Source organism: Bacteroidales bacterium (genome assembly GCA_035342335.1).
Classification (GTDB): Bacteria; Bacteroidota; Bacteroidia; order Bacteroidales; family JAGONC01; genus JAGONC01.
Genome location: DAOQWY010000006.1, coordinates 26,674 through 46,140, shown reverse-complemented (window position 1 = coordinate 46,140; position 19,467 = coordinate 26,674). Strand labels below are relative to the sequence as shown.

The following is a 19,467-nucleotide window of genomic DNA, read 5'->3' as shown; positions in this document are numbered from 1 at the left end:
GCTGGTCCCACAGGATCCTGCCGGATGAGATGGTGTAATTGCGGATGACATCCCATTGCGTAACGTAATTGGGAGGGAGCTCGCCGGAACTTGCCAGAAGTTTGCCGTTCAGGTATGTAAAATCCACATCGTCAATTTTCCCCAGCTGGAGCCTAAACCCGCCGTATTCTTCGGCATCGTCCCTGAATTTTGAAGGAACAACGAACGTTACCCGGTACCAGGCAAAGCCGTCATACCCCTGGTGTCCCTGTCGTTCCCAGGTCTCCCCGGGCGTAATGTCGCTCCATCCCGAATCATCATAGGAGGGGGAGGCCCATTCCTGCTGGTCCCCCTTGTGAAATTTCCATTGTGCAGGCAACAGGCCCTGGGCAAGTCCCTGGAGGCCAAAGCCCACCATCAGCAACGCATACAGAAAAATTTTCATCTGATGTACTTTAATGTTATCCTTTGATATTACCGTTCAGAAAGATCAATGACCTGTTCTGTGCCATCGTACACACCGCGTACAAGGTTGACCTGGAATTCCCGGTGAAGGTTTTCCCCATTTTTACAAAGATAAGCATATACCTGTTTTCCGCTCATGTCAACGATGGTCAGTTTGTTGAGTTCCTCCGGCGCTCCGCAGATTGTGAACCGGTCGCGGGTGGCGTCGGGTGAGATCACAATCTGGTCATTGATGGGCACCGGTTGCAGAAAAATTCATCTAATTCCGGGAGAAGGTCCGTGACGGTTTTATAAACGTGCTTCAGGTTGATCCCGGATTTTTCCATTTTTAACGAAATCTTCTTGATAAAAACAGTTAAAATTTTTATTTTTTTAAAACTTCGCAACTTTATTCGATGGGGATTGTTTACTGTACCCTACCCTGCGCAGGGGAGGGGTAAATGGGTAAAATCTCCGGGGCTTGCCTTGGGGTTCATACGAGTGATTTTGTAAAAATAAAAAAATGGAAAAGATAGATAATTTGCGTCCGCTGGGGCGCACGGATCTGCGTGTAACCCCCATCGGGCTGGGGACGTGGCAGTTCAGCAAACAAAAGAACCTGGCCGGGAAATTCTGGCCCACCCTCGACGATAACCTGATTGACCGGATCGTATCCCTTTCCATTGAAGGGGGCATCAACTGGTTTGATACGGCGGAAGCCTATGGCAATGGCGCTTCGGAAGCAGCCCTGTCAAAAGCGCTGGCAGCATCGGGCAAAAAACCGGGTGAGGTCCTCATCGCCACCAAATGGTGGCCCATCCTCCGCTCTGCCGGCAACATCACCAAAAGCATCGACAGGCGTATCAGCGCCCTGACCCCCTTTCCCATTGACCTTTATCAGGTTCATCAGCCCTGGAGCTTTTCCAGTGAGAAAAAAGAGATGAAGGCCATGGCTGTGCTGTGGGAACAGAAGCTCATCAAAAACATTGGCGTGAGCAATTTCAATGCGCGGAAGATGCAGAATGCCTGGGAAACCCTGGATAAAAAAGGAATTCCGCTGGCCTCGAACCAGGTGGTCTACAGCCTGCTCAACCGCAGGATCGAGTCCAATGGAGTGATGGACCTGGCAAAAAAACTGGGCATGGCCATCATAGCCTATTCCCCTTTGGCCCAGGGACTTGTCACCGGGAAGTTTCATGATCAGCCTGAATTGCTGAAGAATGTCGGGATGCGAAAATTCACACCGCTTTTCAAGCCTTCAGGTCTTGAGAAAAGCCGGCCTGTGATCATGCTCCTGAAGGAACTTGCCCTAAAGTACAATGTCACCCCCTCACAGGTGGCCCTGAACTGGCTGATCCATTTTCACAACGGTACCGTGGTCGCCATTCCGGGTGCAACCAAAGAGATCCACGCAAAGGAGAATACCGGAACCCTGAGATTCAGGCTTTCGGATGTGGATATGGACAGGCTCGACAGGGTAAGCGCTTCATTCAAATAAGATCCTTCATTCTACGAATTTTGATACCCGGGGTGACCTGCTCATCAGAAGATCATTCCGGCAAAACCGTTCACGGATGTCACACATACAGGTGCCGCCGGATCGTACGCTTGGGTGTTTTGGTGAATTCTTCGGTCTGGATTTCAAACCGGGTGACGTGCATATACGAAGGCACGGATTCATTGATTTCTTTCAGGTAGTGTCTGAACATGGCCTGAAGGTCATCCTTAGATAGTTTGTTCTTTTCAACAACTTCGCTGTCGGGATGAATAAGCGCGACCAGCCTGTCATCACGCTGAACGACCAGCGATTCCCCAACGGCATATTTATTGTCAAGGAGTGCTTCCAGCTCTTCGGGATGGATGTTTTTACCGCTGGAGCCGGGGATCATGTTGTCGGCTCGGCCCTTAATGAAAAGATAACCGTCCCCGTCAATCAGGCCCAGGTCGCCCGAATGGAGCCAGCCTTCCGAATCGAGTATGTCAGCGGTAGCTTTTTCATTCTTGTAATAGCCCTGCATGACATTTTCGCCGCGGATCAGGATTTCTCCGATGGTTTGCAGTGGATCCGGCGAGTCAATTTTAACCTCCAGGGTATCAATGGGTTTACCACAGGATCCCACCTTGCTTTCCGTTGCGGCTATATAGCTGATCAGCGGCCCGCACTCGGTCATGCCGTAGCCGACCGTATAGGGGAATGTGATTTTTCGGAAGAACAGCTCGGCCTCCGGGTTAAACGGAGCGCCTCCGATGATCACTTCCCTGAAATTTCCGCCGAATGACCGGACCAGTTTGTTTTTGATTTTGGCGTGGATCATTTTTCTTAGGCCCGGGATCCCAAGCATTCGTTTGATATGCCTTTTACGGAGCTCCGGGAGGATCTGATTCCTGTAGATCTTTTCAATGACCAGTGGCACCGACAGGATTAAAGCTGGCTGCACTTCCTGAAATGCCCTGATGATCACCTGGGGCGAAGGAGTCCTGGTCAGAATGGTGATGTGGCATCCTATGCTGAAGGGAAACAGGAACTCAAATGCGCACCCGTAGGTATGGGCCAGCGGAAGGAATGACACGATGGCATCGCCATGTTTCAGGGGCATCATGCGCCGTGCATACCATACATTGGCCGAAAGGTTATTATGTGTCAGCATGACTCCTTTTGATACGCCTGTCGTCCCCGACGTATAGCTGATCTCCGCCAGCTGATCGTTGGTGATGTCCGGAAAGTGGTAGTTACCGGAAGCAATGCAATCGCCGGCGTATTTCTTATCAAAGTGTGTGTCTGCAGTTTTCAGGGCGTCTGCAAGGATTTCGCCGTCCATATGCAATGCCTGGAAATTGGTAAGGGATAGAACGGCTCTGATCAGAGGCATTTTCCGAAGGTCCATCTCCTGGTAGATGTTGTCGGCACAGAACAGGATGACTGCTTCAGAGTGGTTGACAATATAATGCAGATCGTCGGGCCTGAAGTCGGGCAAAACAGGTACGATGACCGCCCCATAGGTGATGGCGGAAAGGTACACCATGCACCATCGTGCTGAATTTTTCCCCAGAAGGGCAACCTTGTCGCCTTGTTTGATACCTGCCTGTTCGTAAAACAGGTGGAACTTAAGGATCTGCCTGGCAATTTCGTTGTAGGAATAAGTCTCTCCTTTATAATCGGAGAGAGCGGGCAGGTCATGATGCTTCTTCAGGCTGTTTTCGATATAGTTGATCAGACGTTCATCAAGCATAATGCACTTGCTGTTGGATACGGCAAAGTAAAGACAATAATATCAGAAATGAAAGGGAATCATCCTCCCCGGTTTTACGGCCCTCCCGTAAGGCTACCGCAGCTTCGGGGGTGGAGCCACGGATGGCATTGGATACAGTGGTATGTTCTGGACTTCAACGCAGAAACAGGACGACAACGATAGGGCTTTTCGCAGGGAGGTAATTTACTACGACGACAGGGTGATGCGGTTACACGACGCCAATAAGCAGATCGGTTTTTCTGTCCGCTGCCTGAAAGACGATTGACGGTGATCAGCTTTTCTAAGCATACTCAATTGCTATGGCTGGCATGACTGATTGTGGTAATATGCCGTCACAGATACAGCTCTTCGTTTTCAATCATGTGATCTATTAATTTCTTGAGTTCCGGAAGCAAATCGGTGACCGTTTTATAGACCTGTCTGAGGTTAATTCCAAAATACTCATGAACGATATAATTTCTGAAAGACCTGGGCAAATGCCAGGGGTAGGGATATTTATCCAATAATTCCGGATCCATATTCCGTATAGCTTCTCCAATGACTATGAACTGATATAGCACACTGCTGCTACGCATCGGATCATGTAAAAAATCGATTTCTGCTTTCCCAGCGGCAAATCTCAGAATCAAATCAATGGCCTCTGAAGCCTGCTTTAACCTTTCAATATCTGAAGAAGCACTTTTATCCATAAATCAGCACTTTATCGTGATTGACAGATTCCAGCGCAAATGATTTAACATGACCTTCTTCCACCAGATCAATGCTGCGGCTTAATAGCTTTTCCAGTTGGTATTTAATGTCTGCATAATCTAAAAGTGTTCCTGTTGCCTTTTCTGAATAGGAAACCATCAAATCAATATCACTGTCCTGACGCTCATCACCCCGGGCAAAAGATCCGAATATCCAGGCCCTGGAGATCCGGCCGTCGTTTTTAAAGAAATCACAGATCATTTTAATGATGGCGCCGCGGTCAATTTTTCCCCTTCTATGGTAAAACACCTTGTCTTCTGCAACCTGCAACGCTTTCAATGCAATTTCCTCATCCCTGACCTGGTAAACAAGCTGATCAGATAACCAGGCCACCAGCAACCGGTCTTTATCTGTATTAAAAAGTTGAGCCAACCTGATAACGATGTCCCTTGAAGCTTTCCTTTGTCCTCTTTCCATTTTACTCAGGATGGCCTGATCAATGTCAAGGTAGGCAGCAACTGTGCGCAACGGCAGTTTTTTCTCCTGTCGTAAATTCCGGATGACCTCCCCAAAATTTTCCATTTGGAATAAAAATGTTTTGACAAAAATGGTCAAAAGTTATTAGTAAGAAGAAAAGTAATTCCAATTTCTAAAGAAGAGTCCACTCCGAAAAGTAACAAATTTGGGCTGAAGTCCACTAACTGGTTGGTTATCAAGTACCCCGGCCTTAAGGCCGGGGTAAGCCAAAGCACTGGTTTATAGGGCTTTAGCCCTAAATTAAGGCTCGATGATCCCTTTTCGGAGTAGACTCAAAAATCAAAAGTACTGTTGATCTTTACTCTTTGAGTTTTGCTTTTTGATTTTATTGAAATGCGATCATTCTATGATCTTTTAGCAGTATCCGATAGCGATCAGCCTCCCTGTTTTTGTGTTGTAAAGTCTTGTGGTGAGGACATAGCTGCCTTCTGCCCGTTTGAATTCACCCGTCATGAAGTGTGAATAATGGAGGTTGGAGGCCAGCTCTTTCTGCAGCATCAGGTCATCCGTAATGCCATCCCGGTATCCCTTTTCGCTTAGCTTCTGAAGAAAGGCCAGGGCATTGGTCGTTTCCGGGAAGATGTCCTGGCTGGCATCAGACTGGATCATTGTCGGGAAGGCATACTGAAGCCAGTTCAGGGAAGTGTCGCCGCCTTTGTTCTCGAAAAAGAAAAAAAGGATCTTTTTCCGGAATTCATTTTTCAGGATGGTTCGTTCGGTTTTTTGACCATTCTCATCTTCAATCGTGACCGAAGTCGTTGCTGCCCCGAGATCTTTCCCCCTGAAAAGAAAAACAATGAGAAGAACGGCAAGAACGAGGTTGGCCGGAAATCCGATGAGTTCAGCTTTTGCCCATTTACCCGAACGTCTTTTCCCGTGATGAAAGGTGAGAATAAGGACAGAGGGGATCAGGGAAAGCAGGATCACCCAGGACAAATCGACCAGATAGGGTGATAAAAGTTTGGCCGAGACAAACGAAGACACTGCCATGCGTATCAACCAGGCTCCGATAAGGTAGATTCCTATGACTTGTGGGACACGCCTGCTCCATAACGTGCTGAAAAAATACCCCAGGCCTTTCTTTTTAGGCGTTGTGATGCCTTCAATGACGACCTCATAGATTTCCATGGCCTCCTTGATGCCTTTCAGCTCTTGCGCCCCTATAGAATCAAAAGTAGTTTTGCTCTTTACTTTTTACTCTTTGCTCTTTGATTTTCGGAATGTCGTTCTTCTCATGTCCAAAACAATAAACCGTGACATTTTATTAATTGTTATATTTATGCCCCAAAGTCACCACTCCCTTTCCCGTAAGCCCTGACCAATGAAAGAACACAGGAAGCTTGCCGCCATCATGTTCACCGATATCGTCGGCTATACGGCCCTGATGTCGAAAGATGAAAAAAATGCCCTGAAGATCCTTTCAAAGAACAGGGAACTGCAGAAGACTGCACTGCACCGGTTCAACGGGGAATTCATCAAAGAGATCGGCGACGGGATCCTGTCCATTTTTCAAAGCTCCTTTGATGCAGTTAGTTGTGCAATGGAACTGCAAAACACACTGAACCGGACAGGATATTATCAACTGCGGATAGGGATCCATACAGGCGATATCGTGGTTTCAGAAAAGGATGTCTTTGGCGATGGTGTGAACATCGCATCCCATATACAGGCCATTTGTGAACCTAGGGGGATTTTAATCTCAGAGAAAGTTTATGATGACATTAAGAACAAGATAGGGATCGCAGCAGACTGCCTTGGAGAAAAGTCCCTGAAAAACATTAAAGATCCGGTGAAGATCTATTCACTTTCCAAGGAATGTTATCATGCTATTTTAGAACAGGGAAAGGCTGGCAGCGACCAACGGCACGGAGCAGTGATGGATTGGGTGGAAACCTTGAGGGGATTTTTAAACCGCAGACCTGCCCTTGCCGTCGGGGTATCCATGCTCATCGTCATTGTTGCTTTGGGAGCATACTTTATCGTTACCCAGAAACAGGACACTTCAAAGACCTTTCAGCAGGATGAAAGATCAGCCAACCAGACCGGCAAAAAGACCTGGACAAATTCGATCGCTGTTCTTCCTTTCACAGACCTGAGTCCTGATAAGGACCAGGAATATTTCTGCGATGGCATGGCAGAGGAGTTGATCGGTGTGATGGCACACATTCCCGGATTGAAAGTGGTGGCCAGGACATCGGCATTTTCATTCAAAGGGAAGGAGATCAACGTGAGGGATATTGGCAGAGAGCTTAAGGTGAATGCCATTCTTGAGGGAAGTGTCAGAAAATCAGACAACCAGCTGCGCATCAGCGTTCAGCTTATCGATGTACAAAATGGTTATCATCTCTGGTCACAGACCTTTGACCGCGAATTAAAAGATGTTTTTCGGATCCAGGATGAGATCGCTTCAGCGATTGCCAGCGCACTTAAAACCAGGCTCCTGACAGAGGATAACCGGTATGCGGAGAAAAAACAAACGCAAAATACGCAAGCCTATGAGTTTTACCTCAAGGGGCGGTTCTTCTGTAATCAGAGAAGTGAAGAGGCCCTGGAAAAAAGTATCGCCTATTTTGAGCAGGCCATCGCTGCTGACCCGGATTATGCACTGGCATACGCCGGATTGGCTGACGCACTTCTATTACAGACCTGGTGGGGCTGGAACGAGAGGCCGGCCGGATATGAAAAAGCAAAAGAGCTGGCCCTGCTGGCTCTGGACCTGGACGGAAGCCTGGCAGAGGCCTGTGCAACACTGGGCTCGATTTTATGCTACCATGACTGGAAGTGGGAAGAATCCAGGAAAATGCTGAAACAGGCCATACAGCTGAATCCCAATTATGCCGCTGCCCATCAGTATTATGCTGAGTTACTGGATATCCTCGATGAAAACAACGCAGCAAGAGCAGAAATTAATCTGGCCATCGAACTCGACCCGGTGTTTTTTATGAACCAGAGCTTAAGCTGCATTTATTTTATCAAGGAAGGCAGGTACGATGAAGCACTGGAGGCCAACATCCGGGCGCAGGAGCTAGATCCCGACTATATTTTTACCTATTTGCAGTTTTTCACGATCTATTTCTACCAGGATAAAGACTTTCTGGCCATCGAAACCCTGCAGGAATTCTTAGCCAGGGATATGTATACATCCAAACATGCATCTACCGTTGAGGCTATCTACGACAGTGCAGGGATGGAGGGCCTGTGGAATTTATTGATCACCCTGTGGCAGACAGATCCATCCCCGACTTTTTCGGACATTGCCTGGGCCTGTGCCATCCTGAAGGATAAAGAAGGGGCACTGAACTGGATGGAAAAGGCTGTGGATGGTCATTCTGCAGCCATACCCCGGATCATGAGCTATCCCGAATACCATTTCCTCCGGGATGATCCCCGTTACCTGGCCCTGATCGAACGAATGGGCCTTACTTCGTATCATAAACAGGCCGCTGAATTCCGAAGCAGGTAGATCGGGTAAAACCCGGGTGATTGTGCAAATTATAAAGAGAAAATCATGTTGGCGCATGAACAAAAGGTAAACCGGATCGTACGGCAATTACAGGAGCGAAAAAGTCCCAAACCTGTTTCATTCAGGAAAAAAGCGGTTTCGCACGAAGTTCCCAGGCTAAGGGATAAACGACATTCGGACGAGAAAATTGACCTCAGCGACCTGAACGCGATTCTCCATACCGATCCGCAGAGGAATATCTGTATGGCTGAGCCCGGGGTCACGTTTGCCGACCTGGTAAAGGCAACGTTGAAAGATGGCCTGGTGCCGGCCATTGTCCCGGAACTGAAGACCATCACCATCGGAGGAGCCGTGGCAGGATGCTCCCTGGAGTCCATGTCGTTCAAATATGGCGGATTTCATGACACCTGCCTTGAATATGAAGTCATCACCGCAAAAGGAGAGGTACTGGTCTGTACTCCCGAAAATGAGAACAGCCTGTTGTTCCAGATGGTGCACGGCACCTTTGGCACCCTTGGCATTATCTCGAGGCTGACATTCAGGCTGATACCGGCAAAGCCCTTCGTGAAAGTGACCTATCAGAAATTTCACACCCTGGAAGAATATACGTTGGCCATATGGCAGCATTATAAGGATCAGGACGTTGATTTTATGGATGGCATCATTCACTCTCCGGAATTATATGTTCTCAGCCTGGCGAATTTTACCGGGAAAGCACCTTACACCCACCGTTACGACTGGATGAGGATCTATTACCAGAGTACAGGAAAACGAAAGGAAGATTTTCTCAAAACGCAGGATTATTTCTTCAGGTACGACAGAGGGGTTACCAATGTGACGCCCAGGTCATTTCCGGCCAGGCTCATCTTCGGCAGATTCATGAACTCCAACAGGACGCTCAAACTGGTACATACATTTCGCTGGCTGATTCCATCGGATCAAATTCCATTTACAGTGGATGTCTTCATACCTTTTTCGAAAGCCGGCTTATTTATGGACTGGTATCGGGAAGCAGTGAATCATTTTCCCCTGTGGTGCGTACCCTATAAGCTTGTCAGGAGGTATGAATGGATTGCCACCGATTTCCTTCACAGGACGAACGATGAACTTTTCCTGGACCTGGCCATCTACGGAATGAAACAAAAGGGCGACAAGAACTATTACAGGATCATTGAAGAGGAACTGATGAACATTGGAGGGATAAAAACACTCATCTCGGGTAATTATTACACGGAAGCTGAGTTCTGGGAAATCTGGAATAAGGATCATTACGACAAGGTCAAAAGTAAAACTGACCCGGATAATATTTTTCGGGATTTGTATACCAAGACCTGCAGGACGGTGATGGGAGAGGGTCCATAAATTCCAAATGATCATTTAAAACTTCATACCATGCAACGACGAACATTCTTCAAAACAGCAGCTCTGGGTGGCGGAGCCCTGGCGTTTTCAACGGTGATCTCCTGCAAATCCGTCATACGACCCGAAGAAAATGAACCAGTCTCTGTGGGACCATTTGAACTGGACGAGATGACCATTGACCAGCTACAGGAAAAGATGGCTTCCGGGGAGCTCTCCTCAGAAGAAATTACAAAAAAGTACCTTTCCCGGATCGCAGAAATTGATCAGGCAGGCCCAACGCTCAGATCCGTGCTGGAGACCAACCCGGATGCTCTGGAGATTGCCCGGGAGATGGACAGGGAAAGGAAAGCGGGAAAGACCCGCGGGCCCCTGCATGGGATCCCTGTCATGATCAAGGATAACATTGACACGGCCGACAGGATGCAGACCACGGCCGGATCGCTGGCTCTTTCAGGCTTCCGTGCCCCGAAAGATGCGTTCATTGTCAGTCGCCTCCGGGAATCCGGCGCCGTGTTGCTGGGCAAGACCAACCTGAGCGAGTGGGCAAATATCCGTTCAACGCGGTCATCTAGCGGCTGGAGCGGCCGGGGAGGACAAGTGCTGAATCCTTACATTCTCGACCGCAATCCCTGCGGCTCCAGTTCCGGATCTGCCGTGGCGGTCACCGCAAACCTGTGTACAATTGCCATCGGTACGGAAACGGATGGCTCCATTGTTTGTCCTTCCGGAACCAATGGTATCGTTGGCATAAAGCCAACACTTGGGCTTTGGTCACGGTTCGGGATCGTTCCCATTGCCCACAGCCAGGATACCGCCGGTCCCATGGCCCGTACGGTTCGGGATGCCGCGTACCTGCTTGGTGCACTTTGCGGAATGGATCATGCTGACACTGCAACGGAAAATAGCAAGGGCAATTGCCATCCGGATTATACGGTTTTTCTCGATACCAAAGGTATGGTAGGGGCAAGGATCGGGTTCATTACGGATTTTATGGGATTTCACCCCGGAGTGGATGAGGTGATGAAATCGGCGTTTGGCGTGATGAAAGACCTTGGTGCGGAGCTGGTGGAGGTAGAATGCGCGAAAGAGCGCAGCAATTGGAACGAAGCAGAATGGCAGGTGCTGTTGTATGAACTGAAACATGATCTCAATAACTACCTTGCGGAACGGCCGGGTGCGCCCATGAGATCCCTTGCAGAGATCATTGCATTTAATGAGGCTCATCCGGCGGAAGAGATGCCCTGGTTCGGACAGGAGATCTTTCTGGAAGCGGAAGCAAAAGGTGGATTGGATGCAAAGGAGTATCAGGACGCCCTTGCCCTGTCCCAAAAACTGACCAGGGAGATCATCAGCACCCGGATGGCGGAGCATCACCTGGATTGCCTGGTGGCTCCGACAAATGCTCCAGCCTGGACGACCGACTGGGTCAATGGTGACCACTATGTCGGCGGAAGCTCCGATCTGGCAGCGATTTCAGGCTATCCCGCCATTACGGTCCCGGCAGGATGGGTGCATGATCTCCCTGTAGGAATCAGCCTCATCGGCAAAGCCTGGACTGAGCCGGTCCTGCTAAAGATAGCGTATGCCTTTGAGCAGGCAAGCAACAACAGGCGGAAGCCCTCATTAAGGGAATCGTTGAAGTAGGGATTTACGAACAGAGGAACCGGTGATCTTTGATTTTTGAATTAAATCGTTAATGGTAGGCCGTTTTCCCGGTTACAATTCCGTATTATATTCCTGTTAAGCAGAAAAGACTACTTATCGACCGGGGATCCGCTCATACAGATCCATTCGGAGCCGTTGTACCAGCAGGGCGATTGCAGGGTTGTATTGTACAGGATCAATCCTTCTGCAGGATCCGTAATCGATTCCATCTCGACGGTGGTCATGCGTGGTGGAAGAAAGCCCTGCCCGGAACTGTTTATTTCCAGCTTGGCAGAAGGATGAGGATCTGTGGTCCCGATACCGACTTTACCATCCGACCGGATGACCATCCGGGTATGAAACTGATCATTGTACCGCAGGTTAAATTGGAGCTGGGTATTGCTGCCCACAATATCCTCGGTAAACCATACCAGATTCCCGCATATCATATTATCCAGAAAGATATCCACGGCGGTGCCAAAACCCTGTGTCATTCCGCCTGTGCTGTTCCTTCGCAACGCAAGTATCGTTCGGATGTCATCCGTCCCATCATCATAGTCGACAAAATGGACAAGAAAGTCACTTGGAGAGGGTATCTGTCCCCGTACCACCAGTTTGGAGGATGGATTATAGGATCCAATGCCCACATTGCCGCCGGTTTTAATGTAGAGTGAGTTGGCTGCGCTGTTCGGCTCAATCGTTAACACATCCAGGGAATTGGCCTGGTCGCGAATCTTGAAGCCACCATACGTGGTCGCCTTGAACTTCCAGTTCGCACCGCTGAGATCATCCACCATTGAGTAGGTTGCGCCCCCTCCTCCCCCGAGGTTGCGGATGGCGATGGTGGGTTCGCCCATGTTCTTTGCAACATATAGAAGCGTTCCCGGCGTGTTGTTCCCTACGCCGACATAACCGGCATTGTCATTGTAAATGTCATTGCCGTTGTACGACCATTGTCCAAATGACTCACTGGAGGACGCAAACATGATCAGAAGGCCAATGACGGGTAAAAAGTTTGTTGTTTTCATCTTTTGGGATTTTTGAGTTCATTCAAAAATAACCTTTTGCAGAACTACGGGGAAATATGATCTTTTCATTGGGATCTGAGTTCAGTGAAAGAGCGGAAAAATGATCCCGAAAGATAAGGAATTTTTCAGGGAAGTGCAACAGGAAAACTTAGGTACGCCGAGCTTGTCGCACCCCTGCCAGGGGCCTCTTCAAGGTGCCCGGCATATCCCTTTCCAGGTGTGGTATTGACTTTCAGGAATCATTGTCGTATCTTTCAGGACAATTTCATCTTCTTCCACCTAAATCTCATCGCCATGAACAAACACGCAACCTGGATCATAGCCCTTATCGGCTTAATGAGCTGTTCAATGAATTTTACCGTACTGTCCCAGGCACCCCCATCCTTTAAGTACCAGGCTGTAGCAAGGGATAAAACGGGACAGGTACTTGCCAGCCAGGACATCAGCCTTCAAGTCAGTATCCTGCAATCCACCACGGATGGTCCGGAAGTCTACCGGGAAGTCCACTCAGTCACTACCAGTGAACAGGGCCTTATCAATGTGGCAGTTGGCAGGGGCAAGGGCATTGCAGGCAGCATGGCTGCCATTGACTGGGGCGGGGGCAGCCACTTTCTGCGCATTGAAATGGATCCGTCAGGGGGAACAAATTATGAACTGATGGGTGTTTCCGAGCTGCTATCCGTTCCGTATGCCTTTTATGCTGCAAAGAGTGGCAGCGGGGAGCGTGGCGATGATTTCGACTGGGAGATCACGGGCGGCCATGTGATCACCGGTCATGGAGGGAGCTATCCTGCGGGTAATGTCGGTATCGGGAACAACGCGCCCGGAACCTTGCTCTATGTGGCCAAGAACATGGGCGAACCCACCATCACCATTCGTAACCTTGGCGGCGGCGGCGGGGCGACCTACGCGATGGTGGATGATCTGAGCGGGGCCGACTGGAAGTTCAAGGCGACAACGTACGGAGGTTTTAAGATCCGCGATCATGCCAACCTGATGGATGTGGCTGTTTTTGAGCCCAATAGTGCTGCCAATTCGATTTACATTAAATCCGGAGGGAATGTGGGGGTGGGAAAAAATAACCCAGGGACAAAGTTGGATGTGAATGGCGTTATAACTTCAAATGGAGGAAATTCAGATCAATGGAATGCAGCCTATGGTTGGGGAGATCATACTACCGCTGGTTATCTGACCTCGGAGGTGGATAGTAGTACGAGCAATGAGCTTCAGACCTTATCGGTGACCGGTGACCAGCTGACCATCAGTTCGGGCAATACAGTGACCGTTCCGGGTGATGACTGGGGCGACCAGGTGGTGAGCACAAATGCCACCCTGGCGGGCGACGGTACGGCAAGCAATGTGCTCAAGATTGCCCAGCAGGGAGCCACCACCGGCCAGGCGCTCACTTGGAACGGCACCACCTGGGTGCCGTGCTCAGCCACGACGACCGGATGGGAGCTTACCGGCAACGCAGGCACAAATCCGGCGGTGAACTTTGTGGGCACAACAGATAACCAACCACTACGGTTTAAAGTAAACAGTCAATATGCAGGTGAGGTCAATCCTATCAATAACAATACATTTCTGGGCACAAAGGCCGGCGCCAACTCAACTGGTTCCTTCAATGTTGCAGTGGGTGCGGGTTCTTTATATAACGACACAGACCGCAGCCATTTGGTGGCCGTGGGTGATAGCGCATTGTACAACAATAGCGTGGGAGCGTCTCAATCGTGGCAGGCAATCTGCAATACTGCTGTCGGTTCCAGGGCCCTTCGATTTAACACAACAGGCCACCAAAATACTGCTACGGGTTTCCAGGCTCTTTATTCCAACACTTCCGGAGATTGCAATACGACCATTGGATATAAGGCACTTTACACCAACACGACAGGCAACACGAATACTGCTGGCGGAATGGAGGCACTTTATTCCAACACGACTGGAAATAGCAATACAGCTTATGGCTATGTAGCACTTGGTTTGAACACGAGTGGCCATGCTAATACGGCCATCGGCAGCCGGGCATTAGAGTATAATGAAACCGGCAACTTTAATACTGCCACAGGACACGAGTCACTCTGGTCCAACGAGACTGGTGAAAATAATACAGCCATTGGGTACGGGGCACTACGTGAAAACTATACCGGTTACTCGAATACCGCCTGCGGTGATAATGCACTTATTTCCAACTATTACGGTTATACCCTTACAGCGTTGGGAGCCTCAACCGATGTAGGTTCGAGCAGTTTAAGCAATGCAATGGTCCTCGGGTATGGTGCCATAGTGAATACCAGTAACAAGATTCGCGTCGGAAATGCAGCTGTGACGGTGATCGAAGGACAGGTGGACTGGAGCTGGCCCTCTGATGCCAGGTTCAAGCAGAATATAACTGAAAGTGTTCAGGGTCTGGCGTTCATCCTGCAGTTAAGGCCTGTGGTCTACAACTTTGATACACGAAAGTTCACCGAGTTCCTGATGAAGGATATGCCGGACAGCCTGCGCAATGAGCGTCTGAATGAACAGGATTTCACTTCATCAAAAGCTATCCGTCACAGTGGCTTTGTCGCCCAGGAAGTCGTTCAGGCAGCAGCAGCCTGTGGTTACGACTTTGATGGCGTCCACGTTCCTGCTGATGATAATGATAATTATAGCATTGCATACAGCCAGTTCGTGGTTCCCCTTGTCAAGGCCATCCAGGAGCAGCAGGCGATGATCGAACAGCTGCGGCAGAAAGTGGAGGCATTGGAAACGCAGCGGGGTAAGTGATATCAGATTAACCGATTAACCGATATCTGATAGTTGATTTAAATCGAAAATCCAATCGAAAATCCAATCGAAAATCCAATCGAAAATCAGATATCGGTTAATCGTTTATCGGATATCTAAGAGATCTTTTCATAGCGTTTTCCTGAACCAATGCAACAAGGGTATTGACTTTTAAATACCTTTTTGTATTTTTAACGCAGAATAGAAAACGGGAGACGTCATGCCTGTCAACATTCTTCAACAGTGCATATCATTTTCTTATAACAACTAATCCCAAAACAGATGAAAACACTACGACTTTTATTGATTACAGGGATCCTGGTCTCTGTCTACGGTCTGAACCTGGCTTTTGGCCAGTGGTCGTACAGCGGCGTTGACATTTACAACACCAACGCGGGCAATGTCGGCATCGGGAACAATGCACCCGGAACCTTGCTCTATGTGGCCAAGAACATGGGCGAACCCACCATCACCATCCGTAACCTCGGCGGCGGTGGTGGAGCGACCTATTCGATGGTGGATGATCTGAGCGGGGCGGACTGGAAGTTCAAGGCCACTACCTTTGGAGGCTTCAAGATCCGCGATCACGCTAACTCACTGGATGTGATCGTCATCGAGCCCGGAAGCGCGGCCAATATGATTTATATCAAGGCAGGAGGCAATATGGGTATTGGGATGAATGTACCGGAGTTCAAGCTGGATGTTTCGGCCGATGCCCGCATCAACGGGGTACGTATTGGCAGGGGAGGCGGAAATAATGTCAACAACACAACCGTTGGCTATCAGGCATTTTCGTCCAATTCATCCGGTATCTATAATACGGCTGTGGGAAACCATGCACTCTTTGATAATACAACTGGCTACCGGAACACGGCCGTTGGGCACGATGCGCTTAGAAACACCACCACGGGCAGTTACAATACAGCCTGCGGCACCTGGGCGCTGAATTCGAATGTGGCCAACAGCCGCAGTACGGCTATCGGTTACCAGGCCATGTATTATGCAGATAACCAACCCGGCGGAAGAAGTACATACAATACGGCAGTAGGATATGAGGCCCTTAAAGGCAGCAGTCCCGCCGGGAACAACACGGGCCGGTTCAATACGGCCCTGGGAGATGAGGCGCTTTGGTCCAACACAGAAGGCGAGAGTAATACCGCCTCCGGTCGCGGAGCACTCCGTTCCAACACAGAAGGCGACTATAATTCAGCATACGGGGTCCATGCATTGTATTCAAACACCACGGGCAATAAAAACACGGCCATGGGCAGGGCTGCACTTTACAACAATGTTGCCAACAGCCGCAGTACGGCCATTGGTTACCAGGCAATGTTTTATGCTGATGACCAGCCCGGGGGAAGAGAGACATACAACACTGCTGTGGGATCTGAGGCCCTCAAAGGGAGCGCTACCGCAGGGAACAACACGGGCCAGTATAACACGGCCGTTGGTGATCAGGCACTCTTTGGCAACACCAGTGGCTACTATAATACAGCATGCGGATATTATGCACTTTATTCCAATATGACAGGTATCTTTAACTCTGCCGGTGGGGAAGCGGCGCTTAGATACAATACAGGCGGAAACCATAACACGGCCTTCGGGATCGCTTCGCTCTATTACAATACAAGCGGTAGTTACAATACCGGACTTGGACGCAGGGCAGGGGTTACTAACGTAACAGGTAACTATCTTACATGTGTCGGCAATGAGTCGGATGTACAGGGTACCCTGACAAACGCCATGGCTTTGGGTAACGGTGCGATCGTGAATACATCCAATAAGGTGGTTATAGGGAATACAGGAGTAACCAGCATCGGAGGGTATGAACCGTGGACCGACTTTTCGGATGGCCGGTACAAGAAGAATATCCGTGAGGATGTCCCCGGCCTGGATTTTATCCGGCAATTGCGGCCCGTTACCTATACCCTCGACATTACGTCGCTTGACGCAAACCTGCATAAAAACAGGCCAGCCATCCTGCCTGAGGACAAACAATCCTGGATGGAATCTCCGGAGTACAGGGAAAGCGTCATGGCCAAGGAACAGATCGTGTACACAGGTTTCGTGGCCCAGGAAGTTGAACAGGTGGCGAAGGGTATCGGGTATGATTTCAGGGGTGTGGACGCTCCGCAACAAACCGACGGATTCTATGGGCTGCGGTATGCCGAGTTTGTCGCACCCCTGGTGAAGGCCATCCAGGAACAACAGGCGATGATCGAAGAGCTGCAGCGGAAAGTGGAGGAGTTGGAAGCGGAGCGGGGGAGGGGGGAATGATATCAGATTAACCGATTAACAGATATCTGATTTGAGATTTGATTTTCGATTTAAATCAAATATCCGTTAATCGTTAATCAGATATCAAACACACCCTCCGGTCATTTACAGGATGACCAGGATATTTGGAGGGGATAAGTGACAGGGGTTGTTTTGGATTATGCAGAACCTGTAGTTCGTCCATTAAATAGGTCGCTTGATACAATAACCCGGATACCTGGTACAATAACCCGGCACCTTTGTTGGATAAGGCCGAAGCGTATTATTGGTCCACCACCACCTATGTACATCCGATCGATGGTGGAAACTTGGCATGGACTTTTAGACATCAGTATAGTTATCCCATTCAATCACACTTTTATATGGACAGGGATAAAATGAGTCTTCCTTTTCTTTTTATAACAACCTTACAGTCGAACCAGTCGTACCAGTGATTGGTTTCACAACACTATCCCAACCATAACACACTTGATTTTTAACAATTCATTCCATATAGTTACACCTTCAAACCATCACGGATTTCTATTCAAGCCTTTCTTAAATGAAAGAAACACGCAAGCTCGCCGCCATCATGTTCACCGACATTGTCGGCTACTCGGCATTGATGTCGAAAGATGAGAAAGTGGCCCTTCAAATCCTCAACAAAAACAGAGAGTTACAGAAAGCAGCTCTCCGCCGGTTCCATGGTGAATTCATCAAAGAGATCGGTGACGGGGTGAATATCGCATCCCGCATACAGGCTTTATGTTTGTCCGGAGCCGGCTGAAGATATACCATGCATACAATAATAAACCCAACAGCCAAATTAAACCGTCATGAAAGTAAAAAAGGAAACGAGACTGTCCGTCCTGTTCATCCTTAGGGGTTTCTGTTTATATGTCAGTTGAATGGAAAACCAGCACTTCTCCAGTCCAGGCATTATACCCTGGAAAAGCTGGATGATGGCATTTATGCTGCCATTCAAAACGATGAGGGAGGATATGCTATTTGCAATGCCGGGATCATTGACCTGGGAGACAAAACCGTTGTGATCGATCCTTTTATCAGCCCGGACGGGGGAGGGGTATTAGTTTGATTATCCAGTGCTTGCATCGGAAGACGAGTCCAGTCATGATAACTATAAAGATGCCCCGTGATCAAAGGGGGTCCTGTAAGAAAAGAAATCCGCCGTGGTATAGTTCTCTACTTCATGGAAACAGATTCAATGACGTCCTTGATATCTTTCCCCACCCTCCCCATAACGTCAGCAATGGTGCCGCCGAACATTTTGCCCAGCAGCCCGACATTAAGCTGGGAGATCAATACATGACCTTTCTTGGTCTCATAAACTCCAAGACCTAAGGGCATGAAAGCGCTAACCCCACGATCGTTCTCATCGGCAAGGATCGTTGATGCATAACGCGGATTGCAGATGTTTATACTGCCGACCCGTTCCAGGGATCCGAAAGCTGCTGTACTCTTCTGGTAGTCATTGACAGTCAGCACCTTCCAGTCTTGTTTCTTTTGAAGGGTTTCACCGAGGGTGGAAACGGTGGCCTCATAGCCCAATTTGCTTTTATGCCTGATCAGCATCAGGGAAGGCAGGGAGAACCATACTATGATTCCCATTAGCGCCATACCGACCAATACCCATACAATTGCCAGTACTGTATTCATATTGTACCTCCTGTGTTTATTGGAAAAATAGTATTGAATAATTAATCAAATGCCTGAAATAGAGCACCCCCGATTTTCAGGCTGAAATAATATAAAGTCGGTAAATATATGGAATTCGTCGATGGAAAGCAAGTTGTTTCCTGCATCGACCATCCCCGGAAGCATTTCAATGGAGTTCAGAAAAACGATCAGGATTATATAGAAGCAGGGAAGTACGAACAAGGAATGCTGACCTCTGAATTCTGAAATAAAATCAGAAATCAGATATCCGTTAATCGTTCATCAGATATCAACCGGCCCGGCGAGCAGGGCCGGTTGCCTGACGGGAACAGAGAGCTATCAGTTTGGCCGGTCATCCCTACTTCAAAGG

At 48.9% G+C, this 19,467-nt stretch carries 17 protein-coding genes; 10 read left to right on the top strand and 7 right to left on the bottom strand.

Going from position 1 to position 19,467, the window contains the following annotated elements:
- Positions 1 to 453 precede the first annotated feature (453 nt).
- Positions 454 to 663, bottom strand: coding sequence for a hypothetical protein (locus tag PKI34_04615; GenBank protein ID HNS17088.1), 210 nt, complete (start codon positions 661 to 663; stop codon positions 454 to 456).
- Positions 664 to 946: 283 nt separating this feature from the next.
- On the opposite strand from PKI34_04615, the gene PKI34_04610 reads away from it, so the two are divergent.
- The gene (locus PKI34_04610) at positions 947 to 1,921 is read left to right on the top strand and encodes an aldo/keto reductase (GenBank protein HNS17087.1); all 975 of its coding nucleotides are present in this window, start codon (positions 947 to 949) and stop codon (positions 1,919 to 1,921) included.
- 79 nt (positions 1,922 to 2,000) lie between these two features.
- Here PKI34_04610 and PKI34_04605 read toward each other — a convergent pair whose 3' ends face one another.
- The gene (locus PKI34_04605) at positions 2,001 to 3,653 is read right to left on the bottom strand and encodes an AMP-binding protein (protein ID HNS17086.1); all 1,653 of its coding nucleotides are present in this window, start codon (positions 3,651 to 3,653) and stop codon (positions 2,001 to 2,003) included.
- A gap of 142 nt (positions 3,654 to 3,795) precedes the next feature.
- Here PKI34_04605 and PKI34_04600 point away from each other — a divergent pair, with 142 nt between their 5' ends.
- Complete coding sequence (locus PKI34_04600) at positions 3,796 to 3,939, top strand: hypothetical protein (protein ID HNS17085.1); 144 nt, start codon at positions 3,796 to 3,798, stop codon at positions 3,937 to 3,939.
- A gap of 67 nt (positions 3,940 to 4,006) precedes the next feature.
- Here the strand turns inward: PKI34_04600 and PKI34_04595 are convergent, their stop codons facing one another.
- The 3 genes from PKI34_04595 to PKI34_04585 form a co-directional block, all read right to left on the bottom strand.
- Positions 4,007 to 4,363 carry a DUF86 domain-containing protein gene (locus PKI34_04595; GenBank protein HNS17084.1) on the bottom strand — a complete coding sequence of 119 codons (357 nt, stop codon included), beginning with the start codon at positions 4,361 to 4,363 and terminating at the stop codon, positions 4,007 to 4,009.
- Positions 4,356 to 4,946 (bottom strand): nucleotidyltransferase domain-containing protein, encoded by a 591-nt coding sequence (locus PKI34_04590; protein ID HNS17083.1) that lies wholly within the window; start codon positions 4,944 to 4,946, stop codon positions 4,356 to 4,358. The genes PKI34_04595 and PKI34_04590 overlap by 8 nt, the downstream gene beginning before the upstream one ends.
- Positions 4,947 to 5,255: 309 nt before the next feature.
- Entirely contained in the window at positions 5,256 to 6,029 is a 774-nt protein-coding gene (locus PKI34_04585; GenBank protein HNS17082.1) for a hypothetical protein, read from the bottom strand.
- A 193-nt stretch (positions 6,030 to 6,222) separates the two neighbouring features.
- Between PKI34_04585 and PKI34_04580 the strand changes: the two genes are divergently transcribed.
- Genes PKI34_04580 through PKI34_04570 form a run of 3 tightly spaced genes read left to right on the top strand, consistent with a single transcriptional unit; the run spans position 6,223 to position 11,370 of the window.
- Positions 6,223 to 8,364 (top strand): adenylate/guanylate cyclase domain-containing protein, encoded by a 2,142-nt coding sequence (locus tag PKI34_04580; GenBank protein HNS17081.1) that lies wholly within the window; start codon positions 6,223 to 6,225, stop codon positions 8,362 to 8,364.
- A 45-nt stretch (positions 8,365 to 8,409) separates the two neighbouring features.
- The gene (locus PKI34_04575) at positions 8,410 to 9,726 is read left to right on the top strand and encodes an FAD-binding oxidoreductase (GenBank protein ID HNS17080.1); all 1,317 of its coding nucleotides are present in this window, start codon (positions 8,410 to 8,412) and stop codon (positions 9,724 to 9,726) included.
- 30 nt (positions 9,727 to 9,756) lie between these two features.
- Positions 9,757 to 11,370 carry an amidase gene (locus PKI34_04570; GenBank protein ID HNS17079.1) on the top strand — a complete coding sequence of 538 codons (1,614 nt, stop codon included), beginning with the start codon at positions 9,757 to 9,759 and terminating at the stop codon, positions 11,368 to 11,370.
- A gap of 110 nt (positions 11,371 to 11,480) precedes the next feature.
- On the opposite strand, the gene PKI34_04565 is transcribed toward PKI34_04570, so the two are convergent.
- The gene (locus PKI34_04565; protein ID HNS17078.1) at positions 11,481 to 12,398 is read right to left on the bottom strand and encodes a hypothetical protein; all 918 of its coding nucleotides are present in this window, start codon (positions 12,396 to 12,398) and stop codon (positions 11,481 to 11,483) included.
- Between the two features lie 294 nt (positions 12,399 to 12,692).
- On the opposite strand from PKI34_04565, the gene PKI34_04560 reads away from it, so the two are divergent.
- The 4 genes from PKI34_04560 to PKI34_04545 all read left to right on the top strand — a co-directional run bounded on the left by PKI34_04560 (position 12,693) and on the right by PKI34_04545 (position 18,516).
- Complete coding sequence (locus PKI34_04560) at positions 12,693 to 15,164, top strand: tail fiber domain-containing protein (GenBank protein HNS17077.1); 2,472 nt, start codon at positions 12,693 to 12,695, stop codon at positions 15,162 to 15,164.
- A 282-nt stretch (positions 15,165 to 15,446) separates the two neighbouring features.
- On the top strand, positions 15,447 to 17,441 hold the full coding sequence (locus tag PKI34_04555) for a tail fiber domain-containing protein (GenBank protein HNS17076.1): 1,995 nt from the start codon (positions 15,447 to 15,449) through the stop codon (positions 17,439 to 17,441).
- A gap of 541 nt (positions 17,442 to 17,982) precedes the next feature.
- Positions 17,983 to 18,207, top strand: coding sequence for an adenylate/guanylate cyclase domain-containing protein (locus PKI34_04550; protein ID HNS17075.1), 225 nt, complete (start codon positions 17,983 to 17,985; stop codon positions 18,205 to 18,207).
- Positions 18,208 to 18,324: 117 nt separating this feature from the next.
- Positions 18,325 to 18,516 (top strand): hypothetical protein, encoded by a 192-nt coding sequence (locus PKI34_04545; protein ID HNS17074.1) that lies wholly within the window; start codon positions 18,325 to 18,327, stop codon positions 18,514 to 18,516.
- Between the two features lie 107 nt (positions 18,517 to 18,623).
- Here the strand turns inward: PKI34_04545 and PKI34_04540 are convergent, their stop codons facing one another.
- The gene (locus PKI34_04540; protein HNS17073.1) at positions 18,624 to 19,097 is read right to left on the bottom strand and encodes a DUF302 domain-containing protein; all 474 of its coding nucleotides are present in this window, start codon (positions 19,095 to 19,097) and stop codon (positions 18,624 to 18,626) included.
- Positions 19,098 to 19,205: 108 nt separating this feature from the next.
- On the opposite strand from PKI34_04540, the gene PKI34_04535 reads away from it, so the two are divergent.
- The gene (locus PKI34_04535; protein ID HNS17072.1) at positions 19,206 to 19,343 is read left to right on the top strand and encodes a hypothetical protein; all 138 of its coding nucleotides are present in this window, start codon (positions 19,206 to 19,208) and stop codon (positions 19,341 to 19,343) included.
- The last annotated feature ends 124 nt before the right edge of the window (positions 19,344 to 19,467 follow it).

Bases quoted from the DNA above. Each gene is read 5' to 3' on its own strand.
- PKI34_04555 (HNS17076.1), top strand. From the start codon at position 15,447: ATGAAAACACTACGACTTTTATTGATTACAGGGATCCTGGTCTCTGTC.
- PKI34_04595 (HNS17084.1), bottom strand. From the start codon at position 4,363: ATGGATAAAAGTGCTTCTTCAGATATTGAAAGGTTAAAGCAGGCTTCA.
- PKI34_04565 (HNS17078.1), bottom strand. From the start codon at position 12,398: ATGAAAACAACAAACTTTTTACCCGTCATTGGCCTTCTGATCATGTTT.
- PKI34_04575 (HNS17080.1), top strand. From the start codon at position 8,410: ATGTTGGCGCATGAACAAAAGGTAAACCGGATCGTACGGCAATTACAG.
- PKI34_04585 (HNS17082.1), bottom strand. From the start codon at position 6,029: ATGGAAATCTATGAGGTCGTCATTGAAGGCATCACAACGCCTAAAAAG.
- PKI34_04605 (HNS17086.1), bottom strand. From the start codon at position 3,653: ATGCTTGATGAACGTCTGATCAACTATATCGAAAACAGCCTGAAGAAG.
- PKI34_04540 (HNS17073.1), bottom strand. From the start codon at position 19,097: ATGAATACAGTACTGGCAATTGTATGGGTATTGGTCGGTATGGCGCTA.
- PKI34_04600 (HNS17085.1), top strand. From the start codon at position 3,796: ATGTTCTGGACTTCAACGCAGAAACAGGACGACAACGATAGGGCTTTT.
- PKI34_04535 (HNS17072.1), top strand. From the start codon at position 19,206: ATGGAATTCGTCGATGGAAAGCAAGTTGTTTCCTGCATCGACCATCCC.
- PKI34_04590 (HNS17083.1), bottom strand. From the start codon at position 4,946: ATGGAAAATTTTGGGGAGGTCATCCGGAATTTACGACAGGAGAAAAAA.
- PKI34_04570 (HNS17079.1), top strand. From the start codon at position 9,757: ATGCAACGACGAACATTCTTCAAAACAGCAGCTCTGGGTGGCGGAGCC.
- PKI34_04580 (HNS17081.1), top strand. From the start codon at position 6,223: ATGAAAGAACACAGGAAGCTTGCCGCCATCATGTTCACCGATATCGTC.
- PKI34_04550 (HNS17075.1), top strand. From the start codon at position 17,983: ATGAAAGAAACACGCAAGCTCGCCGCCATCATGTTCACCGACATTGTC.
- PKI34_04560 (HNS17077.1), top strand. From the start codon at position 12,693: ATGAACAAACACGCAACCTGGATCATAGCCCTTATCGGCTTAATGAGC.
- PKI34_04610 (HNS17087.1), top strand. From the start codon at position 947: ATGGAAAAGATAGATAATTTGCGTCCGCTGGGGCGCACGGATCTGCGT.